The organism is Pseudomonas sp. MIACH (assembly GCF_001269925.1).
Lineage (GTDB): Bacteria > Pseudomonadota > Gammaproteobacteria > Pseudomonadales > Pseudomonadaceae > Aquipseudomonas.
The window spans coordinates 98753-124113 of record NZ_LHVO01000027.1 but is presented as its reverse complement, the minus strand read 5'-3'; the positions used below and the strand labels follow the sequence as shown (position 1 = coordinate 124113).

19 protein-coding genes are annotated in these 25361 nt (G+C 59.4%); 16 read left to right on the top strand and 3 right to left on the bottom strand.

The window, feature by feature from the left end; all coding sequences use genetic code 11:
• The first annotated feature begins 29 nt into the window (after positions 1-29).
• From AD670_RS09950 to AD670_RS09900, 11 genes are all read left to right on the top strand, one after another.
• A complete protein-coding gene (locus AD670_RS09950; RefSeq protein ID WP_053131157.1) occupies positions 30-2843 on the top strand; it encodes an LPS-assembly protein LptD in 2814 nt (937 codons plus the stop codon).
• Positions 2818-4158 carry a peptidylprolyl isomerase gene (locus tag AD670_RS09945; RefSeq protein WP_053131154.1) on the top strand — a complete coding sequence of 447 codons (1341 nt, stop codon included), beginning with the start codon at positions 2818-2820 and terminating at the stop codon, positions 4156-4158. Before AD670_RS09950 ends, AD670_RS09945 begins: the two co-directional genes overlap by 26 nt.
• Entirely contained in the window at positions 4155-5144 is a 990-nt protein-coding gene (pdxA, locus tag AD670_RS09940) for a 4-hydroxythreonine-4-phosphate dehydrogenase PdxA (RefSeq protein ID WP_053131151.1), read from the top strand. Before AD670_RS09945 ends, pdxA begins: the two co-directional genes overlap by 4 nt.
• Positions 5141-5953, top strand: coding sequence for a 16S rRNA (adenine(1518)-N(6)/adenine(1519)-N(6))-dimethyltransferase RsmA (gene rsmA, locus AD670_RS09935; protein ID WP_053131149.1), 813 nt, complete (start codon positions 5141-5143; stop codon positions 5951-5953). The genes pdxA and rsmA overlap by 4 nt, the downstream gene beginning before the upstream one ends.
• A gap of 103 nt (positions 5954-6056) precedes the next feature.
• Entirely contained in the window at positions 6057-6437 is a 381-nt protein-coding gene (apaG, locus tag AD670_RS09930) for a Co2+/Mg2+ efflux protein ApaG (protein WP_053131146.1), read from the top strand.
• The gene (locus AD670_RS09925; protein ID WP_053131143.1) at positions 6437-7288 is read left to right on the top strand and encodes a symmetrical bis(5'-nucleosyl)-tetraphosphatase; all 852 of its coding nucleotides are present in this window, start codon (positions 6437-6439) and stop codon (positions 7286-7288) included. Before apaG ends, AD670_RS09925 begins: the two co-directional genes overlap by 1 nt.
• A gap of 29 nt (positions 7289-7317) precedes the next feature.
• Positions 7318-7647, top strand: a complete 330-nt coding sequence (gene glpE / locus AD670_RS09920) for a thiosulfate sulfurtransferase GlpE (RefSeq protein WP_053131140.1) — start codon at positions 7318-7320, stop codon at positions 7645-7647.
• Positions 7648-7931: 284 nt separating this feature from the next.
• On the top strand, positions 7932-9854 hold the full coding sequence (locus AD670_RS09915; protein ID WP_003194732.1) for a PrkA family serine protein kinase: 1923 nt from the start codon (positions 7932-7934) through the stop codon (positions 9852-9854).
• A 113-nt stretch (positions 9855-9967) separates the two neighbouring features.
• The gene (locus AD670_RS09910; protein ID WP_053131137.1) at positions 9968-11239 is read left to right on the top strand and encodes a YeaH/YhbH family protein; all 1272 of its coding nucleotides are present in this window, start codon (positions 9968-9970) and stop codon (positions 11237-11239) included.
• Positions 11236-12801, top strand: coding sequence for a SpoVR family protein (locus AD670_RS09905; RefSeq protein ID WP_053131134.1), 1566 nt, complete (start codon positions 11236-11238; stop codon positions 12799-12801). The genes AD670_RS09910 and AD670_RS09905 overlap by 4 nt, the downstream gene beginning before the upstream one ends.
• A gap of 63 nt (positions 12802-12864) precedes the next feature.
• Complete coding sequence (locus AD670_RS09900; RefSeq protein WP_053131132.1) at positions 12865-14097, top strand: multifunctional CCA addition/repair protein; 1233 nt, start codon at positions 12865-12867, stop codon at positions 14095-14097.
• Between the two features lie 72 nt (positions 14098-14169).
• Here AD670_RS09900 and folK read toward each other — a convergent pair whose 3' ends face one another.
• Both folK and folB read right to left on the bottom strand, forming a co-directional pair.
• The gene (gene folK, locus AD670_RS09895) at positions 14170-14688 is read right to left on the bottom strand and encodes a 2-amino-4-hydroxy-6-hydroxymethyldihydropteridine diphosphokinase (protein ID WP_053131129.1); all 519 of its coding nucleotides are present in this window, start codon (positions 14686-14688) and stop codon (positions 14170-14172) included.
• On the bottom strand, positions 14679-15032 hold the full coding sequence (gene folB, locus AD670_RS09890; RefSeq protein WP_053131128.1) for a dihydroneopterin aldolase: 354 nt from the start codon (positions 15030-15032) through the stop codon (positions 14679-14681). Before folB ends, folK begins: the two co-directional genes overlap by 10 nt.
• A gap of 72 nt (positions 15033-15104) precedes the next feature.
• On the opposite strand from folB, the gene plsY reads away from it, so the two are divergent.
• The gene (gene plsY, locus AD670_RS09885) at positions 15105-15674 is read left to right on the top strand and encodes a glycerol-3-phosphate 1-O-acyltransferase PlsY (protein ID WP_053131126.1); all 570 of its coding nucleotides are present in this window, start codon (positions 15105-15107) and stop codon (positions 15672-15674) included.
• Between the two features lie 33 nt (positions 15675-15707).
• On the opposite strand, the gene tsaD is transcribed toward plsY, so the two are convergent.
• Positions 15708-16733, bottom strand: a complete 1026-nt coding sequence (tsaD, locus tag AD670_RS09880; protein ID WP_027605922.1) for a tRNA (adenosine(37)-N6)-threonylcarbamoyltransferase complex transferase subunit TsaD — start codon at positions 16731-16733, stop codon at positions 15708-15710.
• A 203-nt stretch (positions 16734-16936) separates the two neighbouring features.
• Here tsaD and rpsU point away from each other — a divergent pair, with 203 nt between their 5' ends.
• From rpsU to AD670_RS09860, 4 genes are all read left to right on the top strand, one after another.
• On the top strand, positions 16937-17152 hold the full coding sequence (gene rpsU, locus AD670_RS30810) for a 30S ribosomal protein S21 (RefSeq protein ID WP_002551877.1): 216 nt from the start codon (positions 16937-16939) through the stop codon (positions 17150-17152).
• Between the two features lie 445 nt (positions 17153-17597).
• Positions 17598-19568, top strand: a complete 1971-nt coding sequence (gene dnaG, locus AD670_RS09870) for a DNA primase (RefSeq protein WP_053131124.1) — start codon at positions 17598-17600, stop codon at positions 19566-19568.
• A 67-nt stretch (positions 19569-19635) separates the two neighbouring features.
• Entirely contained in the window at positions 19636-21486 is a 1851-nt protein-coding gene (rpoD, locus tag AD670_RS09865) for an RNA polymerase sigma factor RpoD (protein WP_053131122.1), read from the top strand.
• 121 nt (positions 21487-21607) lie between these two features.
• Positions 21608-25351 carry an EAL domain-containing protein gene (locus AD670_RS09860; RefSeq protein WP_053131120.1) on the top strand — a complete coding sequence of 1248 codons (3744 nt, stop codon included), beginning with the start codon at positions 21608-21610 and terminating at the stop codon, positions 25349-25351.
• Positions 25352-25361: the final 10 nt, after the last annotated feature.

The window sequence follows — 25361 nt, the reverse complement described above, 5'->3', positions numbered from 1 at the left end:
ATGGCACGCAGGAAGCCCGGACTAATAAGATGGCATTGAAATCCCCCGCGTTTCGTAGAAAATTTCCGTTGCTGGTAACCGGCAGTCTGCTGGCCATGCAACCTTTCGCCACCTCATTCGTGGTCGCCGCGGAACAGTATGACTGCTCAGTCTCTGCTTCGGGTGCCTGGGATTGCGCGCCGAAAACCGCCGCCGCCCCATTGCCACCGCGCCCGGTGCATGACGGTGCAGCCGTCAGCTCGGGCAACAGCACGGCGCAGGCCGACGCTGGCGGCAGTGCCGAAGCCGAGCCGAAGACCGCACTGGTCACCGACTCCAAGGGCCGTGGCCTGCGTTCGCGCAGCGCCGACTACAGCCACTTGGACTGGGTGCCTCGCGAAAAGTTGACCGCCGCCCAGTTGGCCGAAACCGGTCCTTACTGCGCCGGTGCGTACATCGAGCCAACTCGTCCTGGCATGAACGACAAGACGAACAAGAGCGATGCGCCTACCTTCATCGGTGCCAAGGCCTCTCGTTACGAACAGGAATCGCAAGTGGCGACCCTGGCCGGTGACGTCGTCATGCGCCAGGGCAGCATGCAGCTGGAGTCGGAAGAAGCCAGCCTGTACCAGGCTGAGAACCGTGGCGAGCTGAACGGCAACGTGCGTCTGCGCGACAACGGCGCCCTGATCGTCGGCGACCACGCCCAGGTTCAGCTGGACACCGGTGCGGCGCAGATCGACAACGCCGAATACGTGCTGCACAAGTCGCGTATCCGCGGTAACGCGCTGTACGCCAAGCGCGCCGAAAACGCGATCATCCGTCTCAAGGACGGTACGTACACCACCTGCGAGCCAGACAGCAACGCCTGGCAGCTCAAGGGCAACAACATCACGTTGAACCCGGCCACCGGTTTCGGTACGGCCACCAACGCGACGTTGCGGATCAAGAACATTCCGATCCTGTACACCCCTTATATCTATTTCCCGATCGACGACCGTCGTCAGTCCGGCTTCCTGCCTCCAAGCTTCAGTACCGGCGGCGAAACCGGCTTCACCCTGGTCACGCCGTACTACTTCAACCTGGCGCCAAACTACGACGCCACGTTGTACCCGCAATACATGACCAAGCGCGGCATGATGATGGAAGGCGAATTCCGCTACCTCACCAAGTCCAGCGAAGGCCAGTTCGGCGGCGCGTACCTGAACGACGACAACGACGAGCGCAAGAAGCAGACCGACTACGAAAAAACCCGCTACATGCTCAATTGGCAGCACAAGGGCGGGTTGGATTCGCGCGTACTGACCCAGGTCGACTACACCAAGATCAGCGACCCTTACTACTTCCAGGACCTCAAGTCCTACCAGGAAGGTGTTGAGAGTCGGGACTTCGTCAACCAGCAGGGCTCCGTGACCTATCGCGGGAATTCGTTCCAGGCACGCCTGAACGTGCAGGCCTATCAACTGGCGACGATTTCCCAGACCACACCTTATGACCGGCTGCCGCAGATCACCTTGAATGGTCAGCTGCCGTTCCGCCCAGGTGGATTGAAGTTCACCTACGATACCGAAGCAGTTCGGTTTGAGCGAAGCCTGGAAACCGGCAACTTCATCAATGAAGATGGTGGTACCGAGCGTCGCCTGGACACCTACGTAACCGGCCTGACCCGTGCAAACGGTACTCGCCTGAACGTAGCACCCGCCGTCGAATACCCGATGAACTGGACCTACGGTTTTGTGACGCCGAAGCTCAAGTACGTCTACACCAAGTACGATCTCGACCTGGACAACAAGGGCAAGAACGACATCATCGCTGCACAAACAGCAGCAGCGAATGCCGGCACCCAGTACGCAGGCGGCTCCTTCAAGAGCTCCCAGGACCGCGCGATTCCGGTGGCCAGTCTCGACAGCGGCCTGTATTTCGACCGCGATACCAACTGGTTCGGCACAAACTATCGCCAGACCCTTGAGCCGCGCGCGTTCTACCTGTACGTGCCGAACAAGGACCAGTCCGATATCCCGATCTTCGACAGCAGCGAGTACGCGTTCAGCTACGCGTCGTTGTTCCGCGACAACCGCTTCAGCGGCACGGACCGTATCGGCGACGAAAACAAGCTGTCCCTTGGCTTGACCAGCCGCTGGATCGAAGAAAACGGTTTCGAGCGTCAGCGCGTATCCGTGGGCCAGGCGCTGTACTTCAAGGATCGTGAAGTTCAATTGCCGGGCATCCTGGCCGCCGACCGTGCCGATTCGCAATCCGACGTATCTCCGGTTGCCCTGGACTACGAGTTCCGCTTCAACCGTGACTGGCGCGCCACTGCCGGTTACAACTGGGACACCGAGGAGCACAGCCCTCGCTCCGGCAGTGCGATGCTTCACTACCAGCCGGAAAACGACCCGAACAAGATCATCAACGTTGGTTATCGCTATCGTAACGACCAGGTCGTCTACAACCAGCTGACCGGCAAATGGCAATTCGGCGGCGACTACGGCACCCCAGGCTCGGCGAACTACGTGAAGGATTACTACAAAATCCAACAACACGACTTCTCGATGATGTGGCCGATCATTCCCCAGTGGAACCTGATCACCCGCTGGCAGTATGACTACGCACGCAACCGTACCCTGGAAGCCTTCGGTGGTTTCGAGTACGACAACTGCTGCTGGAAACTGCGCGTCATCAACCGTTACTGGGTTTCCAACGACGAATACAGCCAGATCGCCCCGCTTAACGAAAAGGGTGACCACGGGCTCTTCCTGCAGATCGTCCTCAAAGGACTCGGCGGCCTGACCGGCGCCAAGGTAGAGAGCTTCCTCGACAAAGGCATTGAAGGTTATCGTGAACGTGAAGACCAAGCTTTCTGATTGTCTGCGCCCGCTAGTGCTGGGCGCACTGTTCCTGGGGACCGCATCGGCACACGCTGCGGTTCAACAGCTGGATAAAGTAGTGGCCATCGTCGATAACGATGTGATCATGCAGAGCCAACTCGACCAGCGGGTCAAGGAAGTTCAGCAAACCATCGCCAAGCGTGGCGGCGGCGTGCCACCTACCAGCGTCCTGGACCAGCAGGTACTGGAGCGCCTGATCGTCGAAAACCTGCAACTGCAGATCGGTGATCGTTCCGGCATCCGTATTTCGGACGAAGAACTGAACCAGGCGGTCGGCACCATCGCTCAACGCAACAACATGAGCATTGATCAATTCCGCGCCGCCTTGGCCCACGACGGTTTGTCCTATGAGGACGCCCGTGACCAGATCCGCCGCGAAATGATCATCAGCCGTGTGCGTCAGCGCCGCGTAGCCGAGCGGGTTCAGGTGTCCGAACAGGAAGTGAAGAACTTCCTGGCCTCGGATCTCGGCAAGATGCAGCTTTCCGAAGAACTGCACTTGGCCAATATCCTGATCCCGACCCCGGACAGCGCCAACTCCGAGCAGCTCAATGCCGCCGCCGCCAAAACCCAGGCCATTTATGATCGCCTGAAAGCCGGTGCCGACTTTGCCCAGATGGCGATTGCTCAATCCGGCAGCGACAACGCCCTTGAAGGCGGTGACATGGGCTGGCGTAAAGCCGCTCAATTGCCACCTCCGTTCGACCGCGAACTGAGCGCAATGGAGGTGGGTGGCATCACCCAGCCAGCACGCACGCCAGGCGGCTTCATTATCCTGAAGTTGCTGGAACGCCGCGGTGGCGAGGCCTCGCTGAAAGACGAAGTGCATGTTCGTCATATCCTGGTCAAACCAAGCGAAATTCGCACCGAAGCGCAAACCAAGGAACTGGCCCAGAAGATCTATGACCGCATCCAAAGCGGTGAAGACTTCGCCACCCTGGCTAAAAGCTTCTCTGAGGATCCAGGCTCGGCCCTCAACGGCGGCGACCTGAATTGGATCGACCCGAAAGCCTTGGTGCCCGAGTTCCAACAGGTAATGGCCGATACTCCGCAAGGCGTATTGTCCAAACCGTTCAAGACTCAGTATGGCTGGCATGTGCTGGAAGTCCTTGGCCGTCGCGCCACCGACAACACCAGCCAGGCCCGTGAGCAGCAAGCGCTGAACGTACTGCGTAACCGCAAATACGATGAAGAGCTGCAGACTTGGTTGCGTCAGATCCGTGACGAAGCCTACGTGGAAAACAAGCTGCCAGGCGCCGAGCAAACAGGCACCGACCAGGCAGCACAGTGAAACCACAGCGTTTCGCGGTAACACCCGGCGAGCCGGCCGGCATTGGTCCAGACCTGTGCCTGCTGCTCGCCTCGCAACCCCAGCCGCACCCCCTGATTGCCATTACCAGCCGCGACCTGCTCCTTGAGCGGGCCGCGCAGCTGGGTGTGGTCGTCAATCTGCTGGACGTGGCACCGGGCAACTGGCCCGACCTGCCGGCGCCCGCTGGCAGCTTGTATGTGTGGGACACCCCGCTGCAAGCCAAGGTCGTTGCCGGGCAACTCGACACGGCCAACGCGGCGTTCGTCCTGGAAACCCTGACCCGCGCGGGACAAGGCTGCATCGACGGCGACTTCGCCGGCATGATCACTGCACCGGTCCACAAGGGCGTGATCAACGAATCGGGCATTGCATTTTCCGGTCACACCGAATTCCTGGCTGAGCTGACCAATACCGCTCAAGTGGTGATGATGCTGGCCACACGTGGCCTGCGGGTCGCGCTGGTGACTACACACCTGCCGTTGCGTGACATTGCCGACGCCATCACCGCCGAGCGCCTGGAGCGCGTTACGCGCATCCTGCATGCCGACCTGCAACAGAAATTCGGCATCGCCCAACCGCGCATCCTGGTCTGCGGGCTCAACCCCCACGCCGGCGAAGGCGGCCACTTGGGCCAGGAAGAAATCGACATCATCGAACCAACCCTGGAGCGTCTGCGCCAAGAAGGCATGGACCTGCGTGGCCCACTGCCTGCAGACACTCTATTTACCCCCAAATATCTGGAGCACTGCGACGCAGTGCTGGCGATGTACCATGACCAGGGGCTGCCCGTGCTGAAGTACAAAGGCTTCGGCGCCGCAGTCAACGTGACACTGGGCCTGCCGATCATCCGCACCTCCGTCGACCATGGCACCGCCCTGGACTTGGCAGGCAGCGGCAAGATCGATACCGGCAGCCTGCACGTGGCCCTGGAAACCGCCTATCAGATGGCCGAGACCCGTATATGACCGAGCATTACCAACACCGGGCGCGCAAGCGCTTCGGGCAAAACTTCCTGCACGACGCTGGCGTGATCGACCGTATCCTGCGCTCCATCCATGCCAAGCCAGAAGACCGTCTGCTGGAGATCGGCCCGGGCCAGGGCGCGCTGACTCAAGGCCTGCTGGCCAGCGGCGGCCAACTGGACGTGGTGGAGTTGGACAAGGACCTGATCCCGATCCTCAACCAGCAGTTCGCCGACAAGCCCAACTTCAACCTGCATCAGGGTGATGCACTGAAGTTCGACTTCAATACCCTCAACGCCGCGCCCAACAGCCTGCGCGTGGTGGGTAACCTGCCGTACAACATCTCCACGCCACTCATTTTCCACCTGCTGAACAACGCCGGGATCATCCGCGACATGCACTTCATGCTGCAAAAAGAAGTGGTGGAGCGCCTGGCCGCGGGCCCTGGTGGAGGTGATTGGGGCCGCCTGTCGATAATGGTCCAGTACCACTGCCGCGTCGAACACCTGTTCAACGTTGGCCCGGGCGCATTCAACCCGCCGCCGAAAGTCGACTCGGCCATCGTGCGCCTCGTACCGCACGCCGTGCTGCCACACCCGGCCAAGGACCACAAATTGCTCGAGCGAGTGGTGCGTGAAGCGTTCAACCAACGCCGCAAGACCCTGCGTAACACGCTCAAAGCCCTGCTGAGCAACGCTGAAATCGAAGCTGCCGGCGTCGATGGCAGCCTGCGCCCAGAGCAACTGGACCTGGCCGCGTTCGTGCGCCTGGCCGACCAGCTTGCCATACAGCCTGCGCCGACCGCCGACTGAAGCACCCAGGCATGGCCAGACACATGTCTGGCCTAGTGCCCACCTCTTGGCCTAGACTGATCCGCATCTGCTGTCCTCCGCTTTTGCTTTTAAGGCCTCTTGCATGTCCGATCCTCGCTACCAGATCGACGTCAGCGTCGTCACCCGCTTCCTGGCGGACCAATCGCAACCTGAACAGAACCGCTTTGCCTTTGCCTACACCATTACGGTGAAGAACAACGGGCAGGTGCCGGCCAAGCTGCTGTCACGCCACTGGGTGATCACCGACGGTGACGGTCAGGTCGAGGAAGTTCGCGGCGCAGGCGTTGTCGGCCAACAACCGCTGATCGACATCGGTGCCAGCCATACTTACAGCAGCGGCACAGTAATGACGTCCAAGGTCGGCACCATGCAGGGCTCGTATCAGATGAAAGCCACCGACGGCAAATTATTCGACGCCGTCATCGCGCCCTTTCGTCTTGCGGTGCCGGGGTCCCTGCACTGATGGCAACTTACGCGGTCGGTGACCTGCAAGGCTGCCTGGAGCCCCTCAAGTGCCTGCTTGAACGCGTAGCCTTCAACCCGGCGACCGATCGCCTGTGGCTGGTAGGCGACCTCGTCAATCGTGGCCCCGAATCGCTGGAGACCCTGCGCTACTTATATAGGCTGCGAGAGTCCCTGGTGTGCGTACTGGGCAATCACGACCTGCACCTGCTGGCGGCCGGCAACAACATCGAGCGCCTGAAAAAGGGCGACACCCTGCGGGAAATCCTCGAAGCACCAGACCGCACCGAATTGCTTGACTGGCTGCGCCAGCAAAAAATCATGCATTACGACGAAGGCCGCAACATGGCACTGGTCCATGCCGGTATCCCGCCACAGTGGACGCTGAAGAAAGCCCTCAAGTGCGCCGCCGAAGTCGAACATGCGCTGGCCGATGACAACCTGTACACCGCCTACCTCGACGGCATGTATGGCAACGAGCCGGTGAAATGGGACAACGACCTCACCGGCGTCGCCCGCCTGCGCGTGATCACCAATTACTTCACGCGCATGCGCTTCTGTACCGCCGATGGCAAGCTGGACCTCAAGAGCAAGGAAGGCGCCGACACCGCCCTGCCCGGCTACAAGCCGTGGTTTGCCCACAAGGAACGCAAGACCCGCGACACCAGGATCATCTTCGGTCATTGGGCAGCCCTGGAAGGCAAGTGTGATGAACCCGGCGTATTCGCCCTCGACACCGGATGCGTGTGGGGCGGCGCCATGACCCTGATGAACATCGACACTGGCGAGCGCCTGAGCTGCCAATGCGAATCTCCCCTTCCCGTTACACTGCCAGCTGCCGCCAAACGCTAGACGCCGCAGCCAAGCCTAAGGAGCCCGCCATGAGCGAATTCAAACGTATCCCTCCCGAACAAGCCCAGACCCTGCGCGAGCAAGGTGCGGTAGTGGTCGATATCCGCGACCAGCCTACTTACGCCGCTGCCCACATCACCGGCGCCCAGCACCTGGACAACGTCAATATCAGCGACTTCATTCGCGCTGCCGACCTTGACGCCCCGGTGATCGTGGCCTGCTACCACGGCAACTCCAGCCAGAGCGCCGCCGCCTACCTGATCAGCCAAGGCTTCTCCGACGTCTATAGCCTGGATGGCGGCTTTGAGCTATGGCGTACGACCTATCCTGCGGAAATTTCATCCGGCGATTCGCAATAATTTTTTTCACACACCGCTACCCCGCGTGACGCTTGGGCTCGCGCCGTTTCTGACGAACGGCGCAGCCAAACTAATTGCTCATCGCGCCTTGACCTCTCCGATTCCGAACTATCCTTAAGCGCAGGCCATCCGAATCAGGGGAGAGCCGGTACACCGGCGTGCGGGTCATCGGTAGCGTTTAGGGTGTTCTGGGGGGAAAACGGCCATTGGCGTTCGTCAATGACTGCCAGCATCGACTGATAGATCCGGCGTCGGCTCCACGTATCGAGCGAGGTGACGACGTCATGAGTATTTTTAGCCACTTCCAACAACGCTTCGCGTCCACACAGCAGGAAGAACTCACGCTGCAAGAGTATCTTGAGCTGTGCAAACAGGACCGCAGCACCTACGCGTCTGCCGCCGAGCGCCTGCTATTGGCAATTGGTGAGCCGGAGCTGGTGGAAACCGCGAATAATTCGCGCCTGTCGCGAATATTCTCCAACAAGGTGATTCGCCGCTATCCGGCCTTTGAAGACTTCCACGGAATGGAAGAATGCATTGACCAGATCGTCTCCTACTTCCGCCATGCCGCCCAAGGCCTGGAGGAAAAGAAACAGATCCTCTACCTGCTCGGCCCCGTCGGCGGCGGCAAGTCGTCCCTGGCCGAAAAACTCAAACAACTGATCGAAAAGGTGCCCTTTTACGCCATCAAGGGCTCACCGGTTTTTGAATCGCCCCTGGGCTTGTTCAACGCCACGGAAGATGGTGCCATCCTCGAAGAAGACTTCGGTATCCCACGGCGCTATCTCAACACCATCATGTCGCCCTGGGCCACCAAGCGCCTGGCCGAGTTTGGCGGTGACATCAGCCAGTTCCGCGTGGTGAAACTCTACCCGTCGATCCTCAACCAGATCGGCGTGGCCAAGACCGAACCGGGCGATGAGAACAACCAGGACATTTCGGCGCTGGTGGGCAAGGTCGATATCCGCAAGCTGGAGGAATTCCCGCAGAACGACGCCGACGCCTACAGCTACTCGGGCGCATTGTGCCGGGCCAACCAGGGCCTGATGGAATTCGTCGAGATGTTCAAGGCACCGATCAAGGTGCTGCACCCACTGCTCACCGCCACCCAGGAAGGCAACTACAACAGCACCGAAGGCCTGGGCGCGATTCCGTTCACCGGGATCCTGCTGGCTCACTCCAACGAATCGGAATGGCACACCTTCCGCAACAACAAGAACAACGAAGCCTTCATCGACCGGATCTACATCGTCAAGGTGCCGTACTGCCTGCGGGTCAGCGATGAAATCAAGATCTACGACAAGCTGCTGTTCAACAGCTCCCTGGCCAAGGCCCATTGCGCACCCGACACCTTGAAGATGCTTGCCCAGTTCACCGTGCTGTCGCGCCTCAAGGAGCCGGAAAACTCGAATATCTATTCGAAAATGCGCGTGTATGACGGCGAAAACCTCAAGGATACCGATCCCAAGGCCAAGTCGATCCAGGAATACCGCGACACTGCCGGCGTGGATGAAGGCATGAACGGCCTGTCGACCCGCTTTGCGTTCAAGATCCTGTCCAAGGTCTTCAACTTCGACCCCCATGAGATCGCCGCCAACCCGGTACACCTGCTCTATGTGCTGGAACAGCAGATCGAACAGGAACAATTCCAGGCCGAAACCCGCGAACGCTACCTGCGCTTCCTCAAGGAATACCTGGCGCCGCGCTACATCGAGTTTATCGGCAAGGAAATCCAGACCGCGTACCTGGAGTCCTACAGCGAGTACGGCCAGAACATCTTCGATCGCTACGTGCTGTATGCGGACTTCTGGATCCAGGACCAGGAATACCGCGACCCGGAAACCGGCGAGATTCTCAACCGCGTAGCCCTCAACGAAGAATTGGAGAAGATCGAAAAACCTGCGGGCATCAGCAATCCGAAGGATTTCCGCAACGAGATCGTCAACTTCGTGCTGCGCGCCCGCGCCAACAACAACGGCAAGAACCCCACTTGGCTCAGCTACGAGAAACTGCGGGTGGTCATCGAGAAGAAAATGTTCTCCAACACCGAGGATCTGCTGCCGGTCATCAGTTTCAACGCCAAGGCCAGCAAGGAGGATCAGCAAAAACACAACGACTTCGTCACACGAATGGTCGAGCGTGGCTACACAGACAAGCAGGTACGGCTGCTCTCCGAGTGGTACCTGCGGGTGCGCAAATCGCAATAAGGCAGCGACAGGCGTGCACTGCCAGGTCTTAGGCCTGGCAGTTGACCGCTTGTCTCTAAGCTTCCAGCTCGCTGCTTGAAGCTTGTAACGTGAAGCTGCCCGGAGGGCTCCTCATGAGCTATGTGATCGACCGACGCCTCAATGGCAAGAACAAGAGCACGGTAAACCGCCAGCGTTTCCTGCGGCGTTACCGTGACCACATCAAAAAGGCCGTTGAAGAGGCCGTTAGCCGCCGTTCCATCACCGACATGGAGCATGGCGAGCAAATCAGCATTCCTGGACGGGACATTGACGAACCGGTGCTGCACCACGGCCGGGGCGGCAAGCAGACCGTCGTTCACCCTGGCAACAAGGAATTCACCACCGGCGAGCATATCCAGCGCCCACAAGGCGGTGGTGGTGGCAAAGGCCCGGGCAAGGCCGGTAACTCCGGCGAGGGCATGGACGAGTTCGTGTTCCAGATCACCCAGGAAGAATTCCTCGAATTCATGTTCGAGGACCTGGAATTGCCCAACCTGGTCAAACGCAACCTGACCGGCACGGACACCTTCAAAACCGTGCGCGCCGGGATCAGCAACGAGGGCAACCCGTCCCGGATCAATATCATTCGAACACTGCGCTCCGCCCATGCCCGGCGTATTGCCTTGTCGGGCAGCAGCCGCGCCAAACTGAGGGATGCCAAGGAAGAACTGGCCCGGCTCAAGCGTGAAGAACCGGATAACTTCGGCGATATCCAGGAAGTCGAGGCAGAAATAGAGAAACTCAGCGCGCGCATCCACCGCGTGCCGTTCCTCGACACCTTCGACTTGAAGTACAACCTGCTGGTCAAGCAACCCAACCCTAGCTCCAAGGCGGTAATGTTCTGCCTGATGGACGTGTCGGGGTCCATGACCCAAGCCACCAAGGATATTGCCAAGCGATTTTTCATCCTGCTGTACCTGTTTCTGAAGCGGAACTACGACAAGATCGACGTAGTATTCATCCGCCATCACACCAGTGCACGGGAAGTCGACGAAGAAGAGTTCTTCTACTCGCGGGAAACTGGCGGCACCATTGTCTCCAGCGCGCTGAAGTTGATGCAGGAGATCATGGCCGCACGCTACCCGGCCAACGAGTGGAACATCTATGCCGCCCAAGCGTCTGACGGCGACAACTGGAACGATGACTCGCCGATCTGCCGCGACATCCTGATCAATCAGATCATGCCGTTCGTGCAGTACTACACCTACGTCGAAATTACCCCCCGTGAGCACCAGGCCCTGTGGTTTGAATACGAGCGTATCGGCGAGGCCTTTGCCGACACGTTCGCTCAGCAGCAACTGGTCTCGGCCGGCGATATCTATCCGGTCTTCCGTGAACTCTTCCAGCGCAGGTTAGTGACATGACCGCCAAAAAAGAGACTAAGCGCCAACCTATTTCCACCGGTTCCGAGTGGACCTTTGAACTGATCCAGGCTTATGACCGGGAAATCAGCCGCATCGCGGCAGGTTATGCCCTGGACACTTACCCCAACCAGATCGAAGTGATCACGGCCGAACAGATGATGGATGCCTACGCGTCCGTTGGTATGCCCCTGGGTTACCACCACTGGTCCTACGGCAAACACTTCCTCAGCACCGAGAAGTCCTACACACGGGGCCAGATGGGCCTGGCCTACGAGATCGTGATCAACTCCGACCCGTGCATCGCCTACCTGATGGAAGAAAACACCATCTGCATGCAGGCGCTGGTGGTGGCCCATGCCTGCTATGGGCACAACAGCTTCTTCAAGGGCAACTACCTGTTCCGCACCTGGACCGATGCCAGTTCGATCATCGATTACCTGGTGTTCGCCAAGCAGTACATCATGCAGTGCGAGGAGCGCCACGGTATCGACGCCGTGGAGGACTTACTCGACTCCTGCCATGCCCTGATGAACTACGGCGTCGACCGCTACAAGCGTCCGTACCCGATTTCTGCCGAGGAAGAACGCCTGCGCCAGAAGGAACGCGAAGAGCACCTGCAGAAGCAGATCAACGACCTGTGGCGCACCATTCCCAAACGAGCCGGCAAGAACAGCGACAAGGACAACGCGCGCTTCCCCGCCGAACCTCAGGAAAACATCCTGTATTTCCTGGAAAAGCACGCACCGTTGCTGGAGCCGTGGCAACGGGAAATCGTGCGTATCGTGCGCAAGATCGCCCAGTACTTTTATCCACAGCGCCAGACCCAGGTGATGAACGAAGGCTGGGCAACGTTCTGGCACTACACATTGATGAACGACCTCTACGACGAGGGCCTGGTCACCGACGGCTTCATGATGGAGTTCCTCACGTCCCACACCAGCGTGGTGTTCCAACCCGGCTTCGACAGCCCGTATTACAGCGGAATCAACCCTTATGCGCTGGGTTTTGCCATGTACCGCGATATTCGGCGCATGTGCGAACATCCCACCGATGAGGACCGCCACTGGTTCCCGGAAATCGCCGGCAGTGACTGGTTATCGACCATCAAGTTCGCCATGAGCAGTTTCAAGGATGAGAGTTTTATCCTGCAGTACCTGTCACCCCAGGTTATTCGGGATCTCAAGCTGTTCAGCATCCTGGATGACGACCTCAAGGACGATTTGGTGGTACCAGCCATCCATGATGAACCGGGTTACCGCATCATTCGTGAAACGTTGGCCGCGCAGTACAACCTGGGCAATCGCGAGCCTAATGTGCAGATCTACAGCATCGATGTGCGCGGCGACCGCTCGCTGACCTTGCGCCACCAGCAGCACGACCGTAAACCCTTGGGCGAATCCACCGAGGAAGTGCTCAAGCACCTGCACCGGCTATGGGGCTTCGACATCCACCTGGAAACCCTGCAAGGCGACCAGGTAATGAAGACGCACCATGTACCACCGCGAAGTGACCATAACGACAACGACTACGGCCGCCTGGACCTGGCCGTCGTTCATCTCTGAAACAGCAAAGCCTCCATTGGTCAGGCACAGGCGGTATCCTGTGCCGCTAATGGAGGCTTTTTCATGAAAATCTACAAAGTCGGCGGCGCCGTGCGTGACCGCTTGCTGGGCATCGAGGTCACCGATATCGACCGCGTGGTCGTCGGCGCCACCACCGAGCAGATGCTTGCCAAGGGTTTCAAGCCGGTCGGGGCGGACTTCCCGGTGTTCCTGGACCCGAGGAACGGCGATGAATACGCCCTCGCCCGTACCGAACGCAAAAGTGGTCGGGGTTACGGCGGCTTTGTATTCCACGCCAGCCCGGAAGTTACGCTGGAGGAAGACCTTGTCCGTCGCGACCTGACCATCAATGCCATAGCAGAAGACGACGACCGTAATCTGACTGACCCTTATAACGGTCAGCATGACCTTGAAGCGCGAATCTTACGCCATGTTTCCCCGGCGTTCGCCGAAGATCCATTGCGTGTACTCCGCGTTGCGCGTTTCGCCGCACGCTATGCACCGTTGGGTTTCAAGGTGGCCCCGGAGACCCTGGAACTGATGCGTCAACTCAGCGAGTCCGGCGAACTGGACGCCCTGACTCCGGAGCGCAGCTGGAAAGAAATCTCCCGCGCCCTGATGGAAGAACAACCCCAGGTATTCATCCAAGTGCTGCGCGATTGCAATGCGCTGAAGAGTTTAATGCCGGAAGTGGACGCATTGTTTGGCGTACCACAACCCGAAGCGCATCACCCTGAGATCGATACCGGCATTCACACCTTGAGCGTGCTGGAACAGGCTGCGCTGCATCAACAACCACTGACCGTACGCTGGGCCTGCCTGCTGCACGACCTGGGCAAAGGCCTGACACCTGTGGATAAGTTGCCGCAGCATATTGCCCATGAACACCGCGGCCTGAAGCTGATCAAGGCGGTGAATGAACGCTTCAAGGTACCAAGGGATTGCCAGGAACTGGCGGTGCTGGTTGGCCAATATCACACCCACGGTCATCGGGCCCTGGAGCTTAAAGCCTCGACGCTTCTGGAGTTGCTGCAGAGTTTCGACGTTTACCGTCGGCCGCAGCGCTTTGAAGAGTTTGTGGTGGCGTGTGAAATGGATGCCCGGGGCCGCAAGGGCCTGGAGCAAAGAAGTTATCCACAAGCGGATTACTTGCGCGGCGCGGCGAAGGCAGCGCGCGAGGTCGCCGTTGCGCCACTGCTTGAGAAAGGATTCAAGGGACCGGAGTTGGGCGAAGCGCTCAAGCGCGAACGGCTCAAGGCACTCAAAGCCTATAAGGAACAACACAAGCCCTTGTAGGAGCTGAGCTTGCTCGCGAAGAACGTCAACGATAACGCAGCGCTCTCAGTTTTTTAGCGAGCAAGCGCGCGCCTACAAGAGTGAGTTCGGGGTGAGTGGCTGGCCCTGCCATTCAAACCTGACAGGCGCCAGCACCTGATCGATCTGAGCATCACGCCAGAGTGCAGCCATCGTCTTGCCCGCTTCAGGGTGCACACGGTCTGGCGCCATCATCGACAGCGGCCACAACACAAAGGCATTTTTCAGGATTTCGGCCCTTGGCAGGATCAAGCCATCGAAATCCCCCACCAGGTCGCCATACAGCAACACGTCGATATCCAACGGCAGCCCCTTACGGTCCGGAGCATAGCGGCCGTTGTCGGCCTCAATGGATTTCAAACGGCGATCCAGTTCCTTCAACGACAGTTCGGTATAGGCCGATACCACCAGATTGAAGAACGGTCCGCTCTTGATACCCACCGGCTGGCTTTCGAACACCGCCGAGCAGCGAATCCCCGTCAAAAAGCCCGCCAGCGCATCCAGGCCGGCGCACAAACGGGTCTCGCGCTCGATATTGCTGCCCAGGCCAAGGTAAATCTGCGTTAGCGACATCCGCGCTCGATCTCCACGCCGACGCCCTTGGCGGCCGGCACGGCGCCGGGCTTGGTCAGTTTGAGGTGCAGCCAGGGAATCTGGAACTCACTCATGAGCACTTCGGCCAGGCGCTCGGCAAAGGTCTCTACCAGTTGGTACTGGGACTGCTCGGCAAAGGCCTGGATACGCGTGGACACGCTGGCGTAGTCCAGCGCGAGGGTGAGGTCGTCGCCGGCCGCGGCCGGGCGATTGTCCCAAGCGAAACTCAGGTCCAGGCGCAGGCATTGGCGGATCCCGCGCTCCCAGTCGTAGGCCCCGATCACGGTGTCGACTTCCAGGCCTTCGATAAACACTCTGTCCAAGCTCTTCTCCGCAGCACGACAAGGGCGCGATGCCCCGTTAGAATCAGGGCGTCCTCGCCCGGAATAGTTAGCATGTTTTGGTCACTGGCGATTCTCGCCTACCTGCTCGGCTCGCTGTCCTTCGCCATTTTGCTCAGCCGCCTGACGGGAAATCCCGACCCGCGAATGAGTGGCTCTGGCAATGCCGGCGCCACCAATATGTTGCGCCTGGCCGGCAAGAAGCTCGCCGTACTGACGCTGCTGGGCGACGTGTGCAAGGGCCTGTTGCCCGTACTGATCGCCAACCTCGCCGGCCTGACCCTGCAACAGCAGGCCTGGGTGGGCGTATGCGCCGTCCTCGGCCATCTGTTTCCACTGTACTTCCGCTTTCGCGGTGGCAAAGGTGTCGCCACGGCAGCCGGCATGCTGCTGGGGATCTACCCACCGGCGGCGTTGCTGGCCGTGCTCGCCTGGCTGTTGACGTTCTACCTGACCCGCACCAGCTCGCTGGCTGCACTGATCGCCACGCCGCTCACCCTGCCGTTGCTGGCCTGGCAGGAGCCGGCGGCGCTGCTGCCGATGAGCGTGCTGACACTGCTGATCGTCTGGCGGCACCGGGGCAATTTACGCGACCTGTTTGCCGGGCGCGAACGGCATTTTTAAATACCGTCAATGAGCCTGGCTCACGTTGCGCATTTACAAGGGCGGCAGCTGCTCCATCGGCCAGCGCGCCTGCACGCTGATCGCCAGGCTTTCGTGCTGCCCCGCCTGCAGGCGCTGACAGCCGGCATAAGCGATCATCGCGCCATTGTCGGTGCAGAACTCAGGGCGGGCGTAGAACACATCCCCCTTCATATCACCGAGCATCTTCTCCAATGAGCTGCGCAACGCCTTGTTGGCGCTGACGCCACCGGCGATCACCAGGCGCTTCATGCCCGCCTGTTTCAGGGCGCGCTTGCACTTGATGGTCAAAGTCTCCACCACGGCCTGCTGGAACGCCAGCGCGATGTCGCAACGGGCTTGCTCACTGTCGTCCCCGGCGCTGACGCTGTGCTGCCAGGTATTCAACGCCGAGGTTTTCAAGCCGCTGAAGCTGAACATCAGACCAGGGCGATCGCACATCGGACGCGGGAAAGTGTAGCGACCGACAACGCCTTTTTCGGCGAGGCGAGCGATTTCCGGCCCACCCGGGTAATTGAGGCCCATCATCTTCGCCGTCTTGTCGAAAGCTTCGCCGGCGGCATCGTCCAAGGACTCGCCCAGAAGCGTGTATTGACCGATCCCATCGACCTGAACCAGCTGCGTATGCCCCCCCGAAACCAACAAAGCGACGAACGGGAACTGCGGCGGGTTCTCTTCCAACATCGGCGCCAGTAAATGGCCTTCCATGTGGTGCACGCCGAGGGCCGGAATCCCCCAGGCGAAGGCCAGCGCCTGGGCGCAAGAGGCCCCAACCAGAAGGGCTCCGACCAATCCGGGGCCCGCCGTATAGGCAATCGCATCGATCTCGGTCGGCACGCAACCGGCCTCGTCCAACACCTGGCGAATCAGCGGCAGCATACGTTTGACGTGATCACGACTGGCCAGCTCCGGCACAACACCGCCATAGGCGCGGTGCAGGTCGATCTGACTGAACAGTGCATCGGCCAAAAGCCCGCGTTCACTGTCGTAAAGTGCGACACCGGTTTCGTCGCAGGAGGTTTCAAGTCCCAGTACTAGCATGGGTTTGCGCCTTGTAGAGGCTGAATTCGAAGGCGCGCATAATAGTCGCCACTCCCCCTCCCGACTAGCGGTTTTCGATCAGAGGCTTTGCATTCCTGCCAATGAGGGGTTAACATCCGCAACCCTTAAAAACCGACGACCTCAGCCGCGAATTTTTTGCGACGAGAACGTTGATTCCCGGTAATGAAAGAAGGTAGCTCTGGATGCCAGCCGTCAAAGTAAAAGAGAACGAACCCTTCGACGTAGCTCTGCGTCGTTTCAAGCGCTCCTGCGAAAAAGCCGGTGTTCTGGCTGAAGTTCGTAGCCGCGAATTTTATGAGAAGCCAACTTCTGAGCGTAAGCGCAAAGCAGCAGCCGCTGTTAAGCGTCACGCCAAGAAAGTTCAGCGCGAACAGCGCCGCGCCGTTCGTCTGTACTAATACACAGACGTTCGTAGCAAGCTTCTGCCAAGCCCGGCCCTCAGCCGGGCTGTTGGCATTTGCGGATATCGCTTGATGCTTCATCGTTGACGCCGCACACGCGACTGATACAACTGCTTCAAACGTCAGGACTGGCTCTTTTGCCAGCGGTGCACGTCTCTTCTGACGAGCCTAACAAGGCTACTGACGAGCACACTCATTTTATAAGCAGGCGATCAACTGTATCGGCTGTGCCCACCGATGAGCATCCGAGGCCACCATTGGCCAACGCCGGACTCCCGGGCAACATTTCTACGCCGAAAAGCTGATTGAAATTAACGTCAGTGAATGTTCGGCAGATACACTTCCTGACAGCCCAAGCAGACGATTGATGGTCGAGCCATTCGACACGTGCGCTTGAGCACTTCACGGGCACTCATTTACACGCAGTGATGACGAGAACGCCATGGCCGGGCTGATTCCCCAGAGCTTTATTGACGACCTTCTGAACCGCACCGACATCGTCGATGTTGTCAGCTCGCGCCTGCAACTGAAGAAAGCCGGCAAAAACTACACAGCCTGCTGCCCGTTCCACAAGGAAAAGACCCCGTCATTCAGCGTCAGCCCCGACAAGCAGTTCTACTACTGCTTCGGCTGCGGCGCGGGCGGCAACGCCCTCGGCTTCCTGATGGATCACGACAACCTGGATTTCCCCCAGGCTATCGAGGACCTGGCGAAAGCCGCCGGCATGGAAGTCCCCCGCGAAGAAAGTGGCCGCCCGCATAAACCACGGCAACCCACTGACTCGCCGCTGTACCCACTGCTCACCGCCGCTGCCGACTTTTACCGCCAGGCACTTAAAAGCCATCCGCAGCGCAAGGCCGCCGTTGATTACCTCAAGGGTCGCGGCCTGACCGGCGAAATCGCCCGCGACTTCGGTCTCGGCTTCGCCCCGCCAGGCTGGGACAATCTGTACAAGCACCTGAGCAGCGACACCCTGCAGCAAAAAGCCATGATCGACGCCGGCCTTTTGGTTGAGAACGCCGAGACCGGCAAGCGCTACGACCGCTTCCGCGACCGCGTGATGTTCCCGATCCGCGACAGCCGTGGCCGCATCATCGCCTTCGGTGGCCGGGTGCTGGGGGATGACAAGCCCAAGTACCTGAACTCCCCGGAAACCCCGGTATTCCACAAGGGCCAAGAGCTGTACGGCCTGTTTGAGGCGCGCAAGAACAATCGAAATCTCGATGAAATCATCGTGGTTGAAGGCTATATGGACGTTATCGCCCTGGCCCAACAAGGTCTGCGCAATGCCGTGGCCACCCTTGGCACCGCCACCAGCGAAGAGCATTTGAAGCGCCTGTTTCGCGTAGTGCCCAGCGTGCTGTTCTGTTTCGATGGCGACCAGGCCGGCCGCAACGCCGCCTGGCGCGCACTCGAAGCCACGCTGCCGAGCCTGCAGGATGGGCGCCGCGCGCGCTTCCTGTTCCTGCCTGAAGGGGAAGACCCGGATACCCTGGTGCGCTCCGAAGGCACCGACGCATTCCGGGCACGCATCAATCAACACGCGCAGCCACTGGCGGATTATTTCTTCCAGCAACTGACCGAGGAAGCCGACCCGCGCTCCCTCGAAGGCAAGGCCCACATGGCCACCCTTGCGGCGCCATTGATCGACAAGGTTCCAGGCGCGAACCTGCGCACCTTGATGCGCCAACGCCTGCAGGAAATCACAGGACTGAGTGGCGAAGCCGTCAGCCAGCTGGTGCACAGCGCACCGCAGGACGCGCCGCCTGCCTACGACCCAGGCATGGATTATGACGCCATGCCGGACTACGCCGATTTCCATCAACCCCAGGAGGCATACGCGCCCCAACAGGAATGGACGCCGAAGAAACCCGGTGCCGGCGGCAAGAAATGGGACAAGAAACCCTGGAACAAAAATGGCAAGCGCGGTGATCGCGATGAGGCCTATGCCCCGCGCACCCCGGTTGCCGTAGAAGCGCCGACGCTGATTGCCCTGCGCACCCTTATCCATCATCCGCAATTGGCGGGCAAGGTTGAAAGCGCTGACCATTTTGCCAACGCGAGCAATACCTACGCTCAGGTGCTGATCGCGCTGATCGAGGCCGTGCAGAAAAATCCTAAGCTAAACTCAATTCAGTTGATGGCTCGCTGGCATGGCACGGAACAAGGTCGCTTATTGAAAGCACTCGCAGAAAAGGAGTGGCTAATTGACGGCGACAACCTTGAACAACAGTTTTTAGACACCATTACTAGGTTATCCGCGGGTCAGCACACGCAGACCCTCGATGAACTCATCAAGAGAGCGAGGCAGCCGGGATTATCGGCTGAAGAGCAAATTCAGATAGCAAAACAGATGCGCGACCTCTTAAAACAGAATGTTTCCGCATCAAACCCGACCTCAGCTGGCGTGTGAGGTCATAGCTCGGGTATAATCCTCGGCTTGTTTTTTGCCCGCCAAGACCTTCAGTGGATAGGGTGTTATGTCCGGAAAAGCGCAACAGCAGTCTCGTATCAAAGAGTTGATCACCCTTGGTCGTGAGCAGAAGTATCTGACTTACGCAGAGGTCAACGATCACCTGCCTGAGGATATTTCAGATCCTGAGCAGGTGGAAGACATCATCCGCATGATTAATGACATGGGGATCCCCGTACACGAGAGTGCTCCGGATGCGGACGCCCTTATGTTGGCCGACGCCGATACCGACGAGGCAGCCGCTGAAGAAGCCGCTGCCGCGTTGGCCGCGGTGGAGACCGACATCGGTCGCACGACTGACCCTGTGCGCATGTATATGCGTGAAATGGGTACCGTCGAGTTGCTGACACGCGAAGGCGAGATCGAAATCGCCAAGCGTATCGAAGAGGGCATCCGTGAAGTGATGGGCGCAATCGCGCACTTCCCTGGCACGGTTGACCACATTCTCTCCGAGTACACTCGCGTCACCACCGAAGGTGGCCGCCTGTCCGACGTCCTGAGCGGTTATATCGACCCGGATGACGGTATTGCGCCGCCTGCCGCCGAAGTACCGCCGCCTGTCGATGCCAAAGCCGCGAAAGCGGACGATGACACCGAAGACGACGACGCTGAAGCCAGCAGTGATGACGAAGACGAAGTCGAAAGCGGTCCAGACCCGATCATCGCCGCCCAGCGTTTCGGTGCGGTTTCCGATCAAATGGAAATCACCCGCAAGGCCCTGAAAAAGCACGGTCGCTCCAACAAGCTGGCAATTGCCGAGCTGCTGGCGCTGGCAGAGCTGTTCATGCCGATCAAGCTGGTACCGAAGCAATTCGAAGGCCTGGTTGAACGCGTTCGTAGCGCCCTTGAGCGTCTGCGTGCACAAGAGCGTGCGATCATGCAGCTCTGTGTCCGTGATGCGCGCATGCCGCGTACCGACTTCCTGCGCCAGTTCCCGGGCAACGAAGTTGACGAAAGCTGGAGCGATGCTCTGGCCAAAGGCAAGGCGAAGTACGCTGAAGCCATTGGCCGCCTGCAGCCGGATATCATCCGTTGCCAGCAGAAGCTGACTGCACTTGAGACCGAAACCGGTCTGACGATTGCCGAGATCAAGGACATCAACCGTCGCATGTCGATCGGTGAGGCCAAGGCCCGCCGCGCGAAGAAAGAAATGGTTGAAGCGAACTTGCGTCTGGTGATCTCCATTGCCAAGAAGTACACCAACCGTGGCCTGCAATTCCTCGATCTGATCCAGGAAGGCAACATCGGCTTGATGAAGGCTGTGGACAAGTTCGAATACCGTCGCGGCTACAAGTTCTCGACTTATGCCACCTGGTGGATCCGTCAGGCGATCACTCGCTCGATCGCCGACCAGGCCCGCACCATCCGTATTCCGGTGCACATGATCGAGACCATCAACAAGCTCAACCGTATTTCCCGGCAGATGTTGCAGGAAATGGGTCGCGAACCGACCCCGGAAGAGCTGGGTGAACGCATGGAAATGCCTGAGGATAAAATCCGCAAGGTATTGAAGATCGCTAAAGAGCCGATCTCCATGGAAACCCCGATCGGTGATGACGAAGACTCCCACCTGGGTGACTTCATCGAAGACTCGACCATGCAGTCGCCAATCGATGTCGCCACTGTTGAGAGCCTTAAAGAAGCGACCCGCGACGTACTGTCCGGCCTCACTGCCCGTGAAGCCAAGGTACTGCGCATGCGTTTCGGCATCGACATGAATACCGACCACACCCTTGAGGAAGTCGGTAAGCAGTTTGACGTGACCCGCGAGCGGATCCGTCAGATCGAAGCCAAGGCGTTGCGCAAGTTGCGCCACCCGACGCGAAGCGAGCATCTACGCTCCTTCCTCGACGAGTGACACCAGAACCCCCGGCCCAGGCCGGGGGTTTTGCTTTGTACAGATAAAATCCCGCGCGAATCCCCTCTCCCGCAATGCCCGTCTACACTCGAAACATTCCCCGTGCCATAACGAGACCGTTATGCCCAGATTGCCGACCGTGATACTGCTGTCGCTGCTGACCTGGACCGCAACGGCTGGCGCGTTGACTCTTACCGATGATGAGCGTAGCTGGCTGGCGGACCATCAGGAGCTGCGCCTTGGGGTGGACGCCTCATGGCCACCGTTCGAATACCGTGATGAAGATGGCCGCTACTTGGGCTTGTCGGCAGATTATGTACGCCTGATCCAGGACCGCCTGGGTGTCAGGGTAAAGCTGATCGAGCCATCGAGCTGGGGCGTTGTGCTGGATATGGCGCGCAGCAATCAGCTCGACCTTGTTCCCAGTATCATGTCGACCCCGGAACGCCAGAACTACCTGGCCTTCACGCGGCCGTATATCGACTTTCCGATGGTCATCCTTGCCCACGAAGGCGGGGCACGGCCGCGCAATCTCAAGGACCTTTACGGGCTGAAGGTCGCCGTGGTGGAAAACTACGCCCCCCACGAGCTATTGCGTACCCACCACCCCGACCTCAACCTGGTGGCCCTGCCCAACGTCAGCTCCACGCTGCAAGCACTGGCCACTGGCGAAGTGGATGCCGTGGTCAGCGACCTGGCTTCCAGCGTCTGGAGCCTGCGCGAACTCAAGCTTGACGGCCTGTACGTCAGCGGTGAAACGCCCTACCGCTATCAATTGGCGATGGGAGTGCCACGAGACGACAAAATGCTGGTGGGTATCCTGGATAAAGTCCTTGCCGACCTCAGCCCGACCGAGACCAACGCCATTCAGCAACACTGGGTGGGTAGGTTCACCGATAACCGCACCTTCTGGAGCGACCTGCTGATGTACGGGCTGCCCGCCGTGCTGCTGCTAAGCACGGTATTGGGCGTCGTTATTCGGATCAATCGCCGGCTGAGTTCGGAAATTTCCCGCCGCGTCGCCCTCGAACAGGAATTGCGCAGCAGCGAATACCATTATCGCGGCCTGGTGGAGAGCCTGTCCGCCATCGCCTGGGAAGCCAGCGTCAGCGATTTCACCTACAGCTATGTGTCACCCCATGCCGAGGATCTGCTCGGTTACCCGCGCGCCCATTGGCTCATTCCGGGCTTCTGGCGCAACATCATTCACCCCGCCGACCTTATCCGCACCGAAGCCTATTGCTACCGCGAAACCCGCGCCAACCGCGACCACAGTGTTGATTACCGGGTGATTACCGCCGACGGCCGTTGCCTGTGGGTACGCGATATTGTCAGCCTGATCGAACACGGCCATGAGCCCGTACTGCGCGGTTTGATGATTGATATCAGCGAGGCCAAGCGCACCGAGGAAGCCTTGCAGTTGTCCGAGCAGAAGTTTGCCTCGGTGTTCCAGCAATGCCCGGATATTTTAGTGATCGCAAGGCTGGCCGACGGTTGCCTGCTGGAGGTCAACAAGGCGTTTGAGGATCAAGTGGGCCTGAAGGCCGAAGAGGTGATTGGCAAAACCGCGACAGCGCTGAATATCTGGGGCATCCCGGGCATCGGCCCGGACCTGTTGCAACGCGTGCAGACCACCAGCATCCGAAACCTGGAAATGCCTTTTCTGCGTAGCAACGGCCAATCCTTTACCGGCCTGATTTCCGCCGAACCGTTTCAACTCGACACCACTGAAGCCATCGTCGTGGTAGTGCGCGACATCACCCAGCTCAAAGAAACCCAGCAGCAACTGCAAATCTCCGAAGAGAAATTCGCCAAGGCCTTTCATGCCTCTCCCGACGGCCTGCTGTTAAGCCGCCAGCGTGACGGCCTGCTGATTGAAGTGAACGATGGTTTCAGTCGCATCACCGGCTTCAACAGCGCGGCATCCCTCGACCAGTCGACCCTGGACCTGGGCATCTGGGTCGACCTCAACGAACGCAAGCACATGCTGGAATTGATGCATCGGGATGGATTTGTGCGTGACTTCATTTGCCACATACGCCGCAGCGACGGACAGATTCGGCTGTGTGAAGTCTCCAGCCGCCCACTGCCAATCGCCGGTGAAGCCTGCATGCTCACCATCGCCCGGGACATCACCGAGCGCCAACTGATGCAGGAAAAACTACAACAGGCCGCGACAGTCTTCGAGAGTACCGCCGAAGGCGTATTGATCACCGACACCCGCCAGAACATCAGCGCCGTAAACCGCGCCTTCAGCGAGATCACCGGCTACAGCGAAGCCGAAGCCCTTGGCCAGACCCCGCGCCTGCTCGCCTCCGGCTTGCATGACAGTGCCTTCTATGCCGCCATGTGGCACCAACTGACAGCCCAAGGTCATTGGCAGGGCGAGATCTCCAACCGCCGCAAGAACGGCGAGTTGTACCCCAGCTGGCTGACCATCAGCGCCGTGCGCAACCGCGACCAGTTGATCACGCACTTTGTCGCCGTGTTTGCCGACATCTCCAGTCTCAAGCTCGCCCAGGCACGCCTCGACTATCAAGCGCACCACGATCCACTAACCGGCCTGCCCAACCGCACGTTATTTGAAAGTCGGTTGCAGGCGGCCCTCAACGGTCATCAGGAAACCGGTAAACAAGGCGCGGTGCTGTTTCTCGACCTGGACCGCTTCAAACACATCAACGACAGCCTTGGCCACCCGATCGGCGACCTGCTGCTCAAAGACATCGCCGTACGCCTCAAGGAACAACTGCGTGACATCGATACCGTCGCGCGCCTGGGCGGCGATGAATTCATCATTCTGCTACCCGGCCTGCAACACGCCAGCGACGCCGAATACCTGGCCAATAAGCTGCTGGCCTGCTTCACCCCGCCGTTCCAGGCCGGCGAACACGAGTTCTTCATCAGTGCCAGCATCGGCACCAGCCTGTACCCCCAGGACGGGACCGACGTCGCTACGCTGGTCAAGAACGCCGACGCCGCGATGTACCGCTCCAAGGCCAAGGGCCGTAACCGGGTCGAAAGCTACACCCGCGACCTGACAGCCCAGGCCAACGAGCGCGTGGCCCTGGAGCACGAACTGCGGCGTGCTATCGAACGTGATGAGTTGAGCCTCTATTACCAACCAAAACTGAGCCTGGAAACGCAAGCACTGATCGGCGCCGAAGCCTTGATCCGCTGGCACCACCCCACCTTTGGCGATGTATCGCCCGAACACTTCATTGCCCTGGCCGAAGAGAACGGCATGATCCTGCAGATTGGCGACTGGGTGCTTGAGCAGGCCTGCCTGCAAATGCACGCCTGGCAGACCACCTTCGATAACTTCGGTCCGCTATCGGTCAACCTTGCCGGCGCGCAACTGCGCCACCCCGGTTTGCTGGGTCGGATCGAACAGCTGTTGCATGATTACCGCCTCGAACCCGGCTGCCTGCAACTGGAGATCACCGAAAACTTCATCATGAGCCAGGCCGAAGAAGCCCTGGAGGTGCTGCACCAGCTCAAACACCTGGGTGTACAACTGGCAATTGATGACTTCGGCACCGGCTACTCATCCCTCAGCTACCTCAAACGGTTGCCGCTGGACTTCCTGAAGATCGACCAGTCCTTCGTCCGCGGCCTGCCCGACGACCCCCACGACGCCGCCATCGTGCGCGCCATCATCGCCTTGGGCCACAGCATGCAATTCACCATCATCGCCGAGGGCGTGGAGAACCCGGCACAGCAAGCCTTCCTTGCCGCAGAAGGCTGCCAACAGATGCAGGGCTACATCGTGAGCCTGCCTCTACCGCCCGAGCTTTTTGCGGCTACCTTCCTTCGCAGGAGCATTGAGGATTTTTCGGATAGCACAGTGAAGAAACCATCGTTATAATCCGCGACCT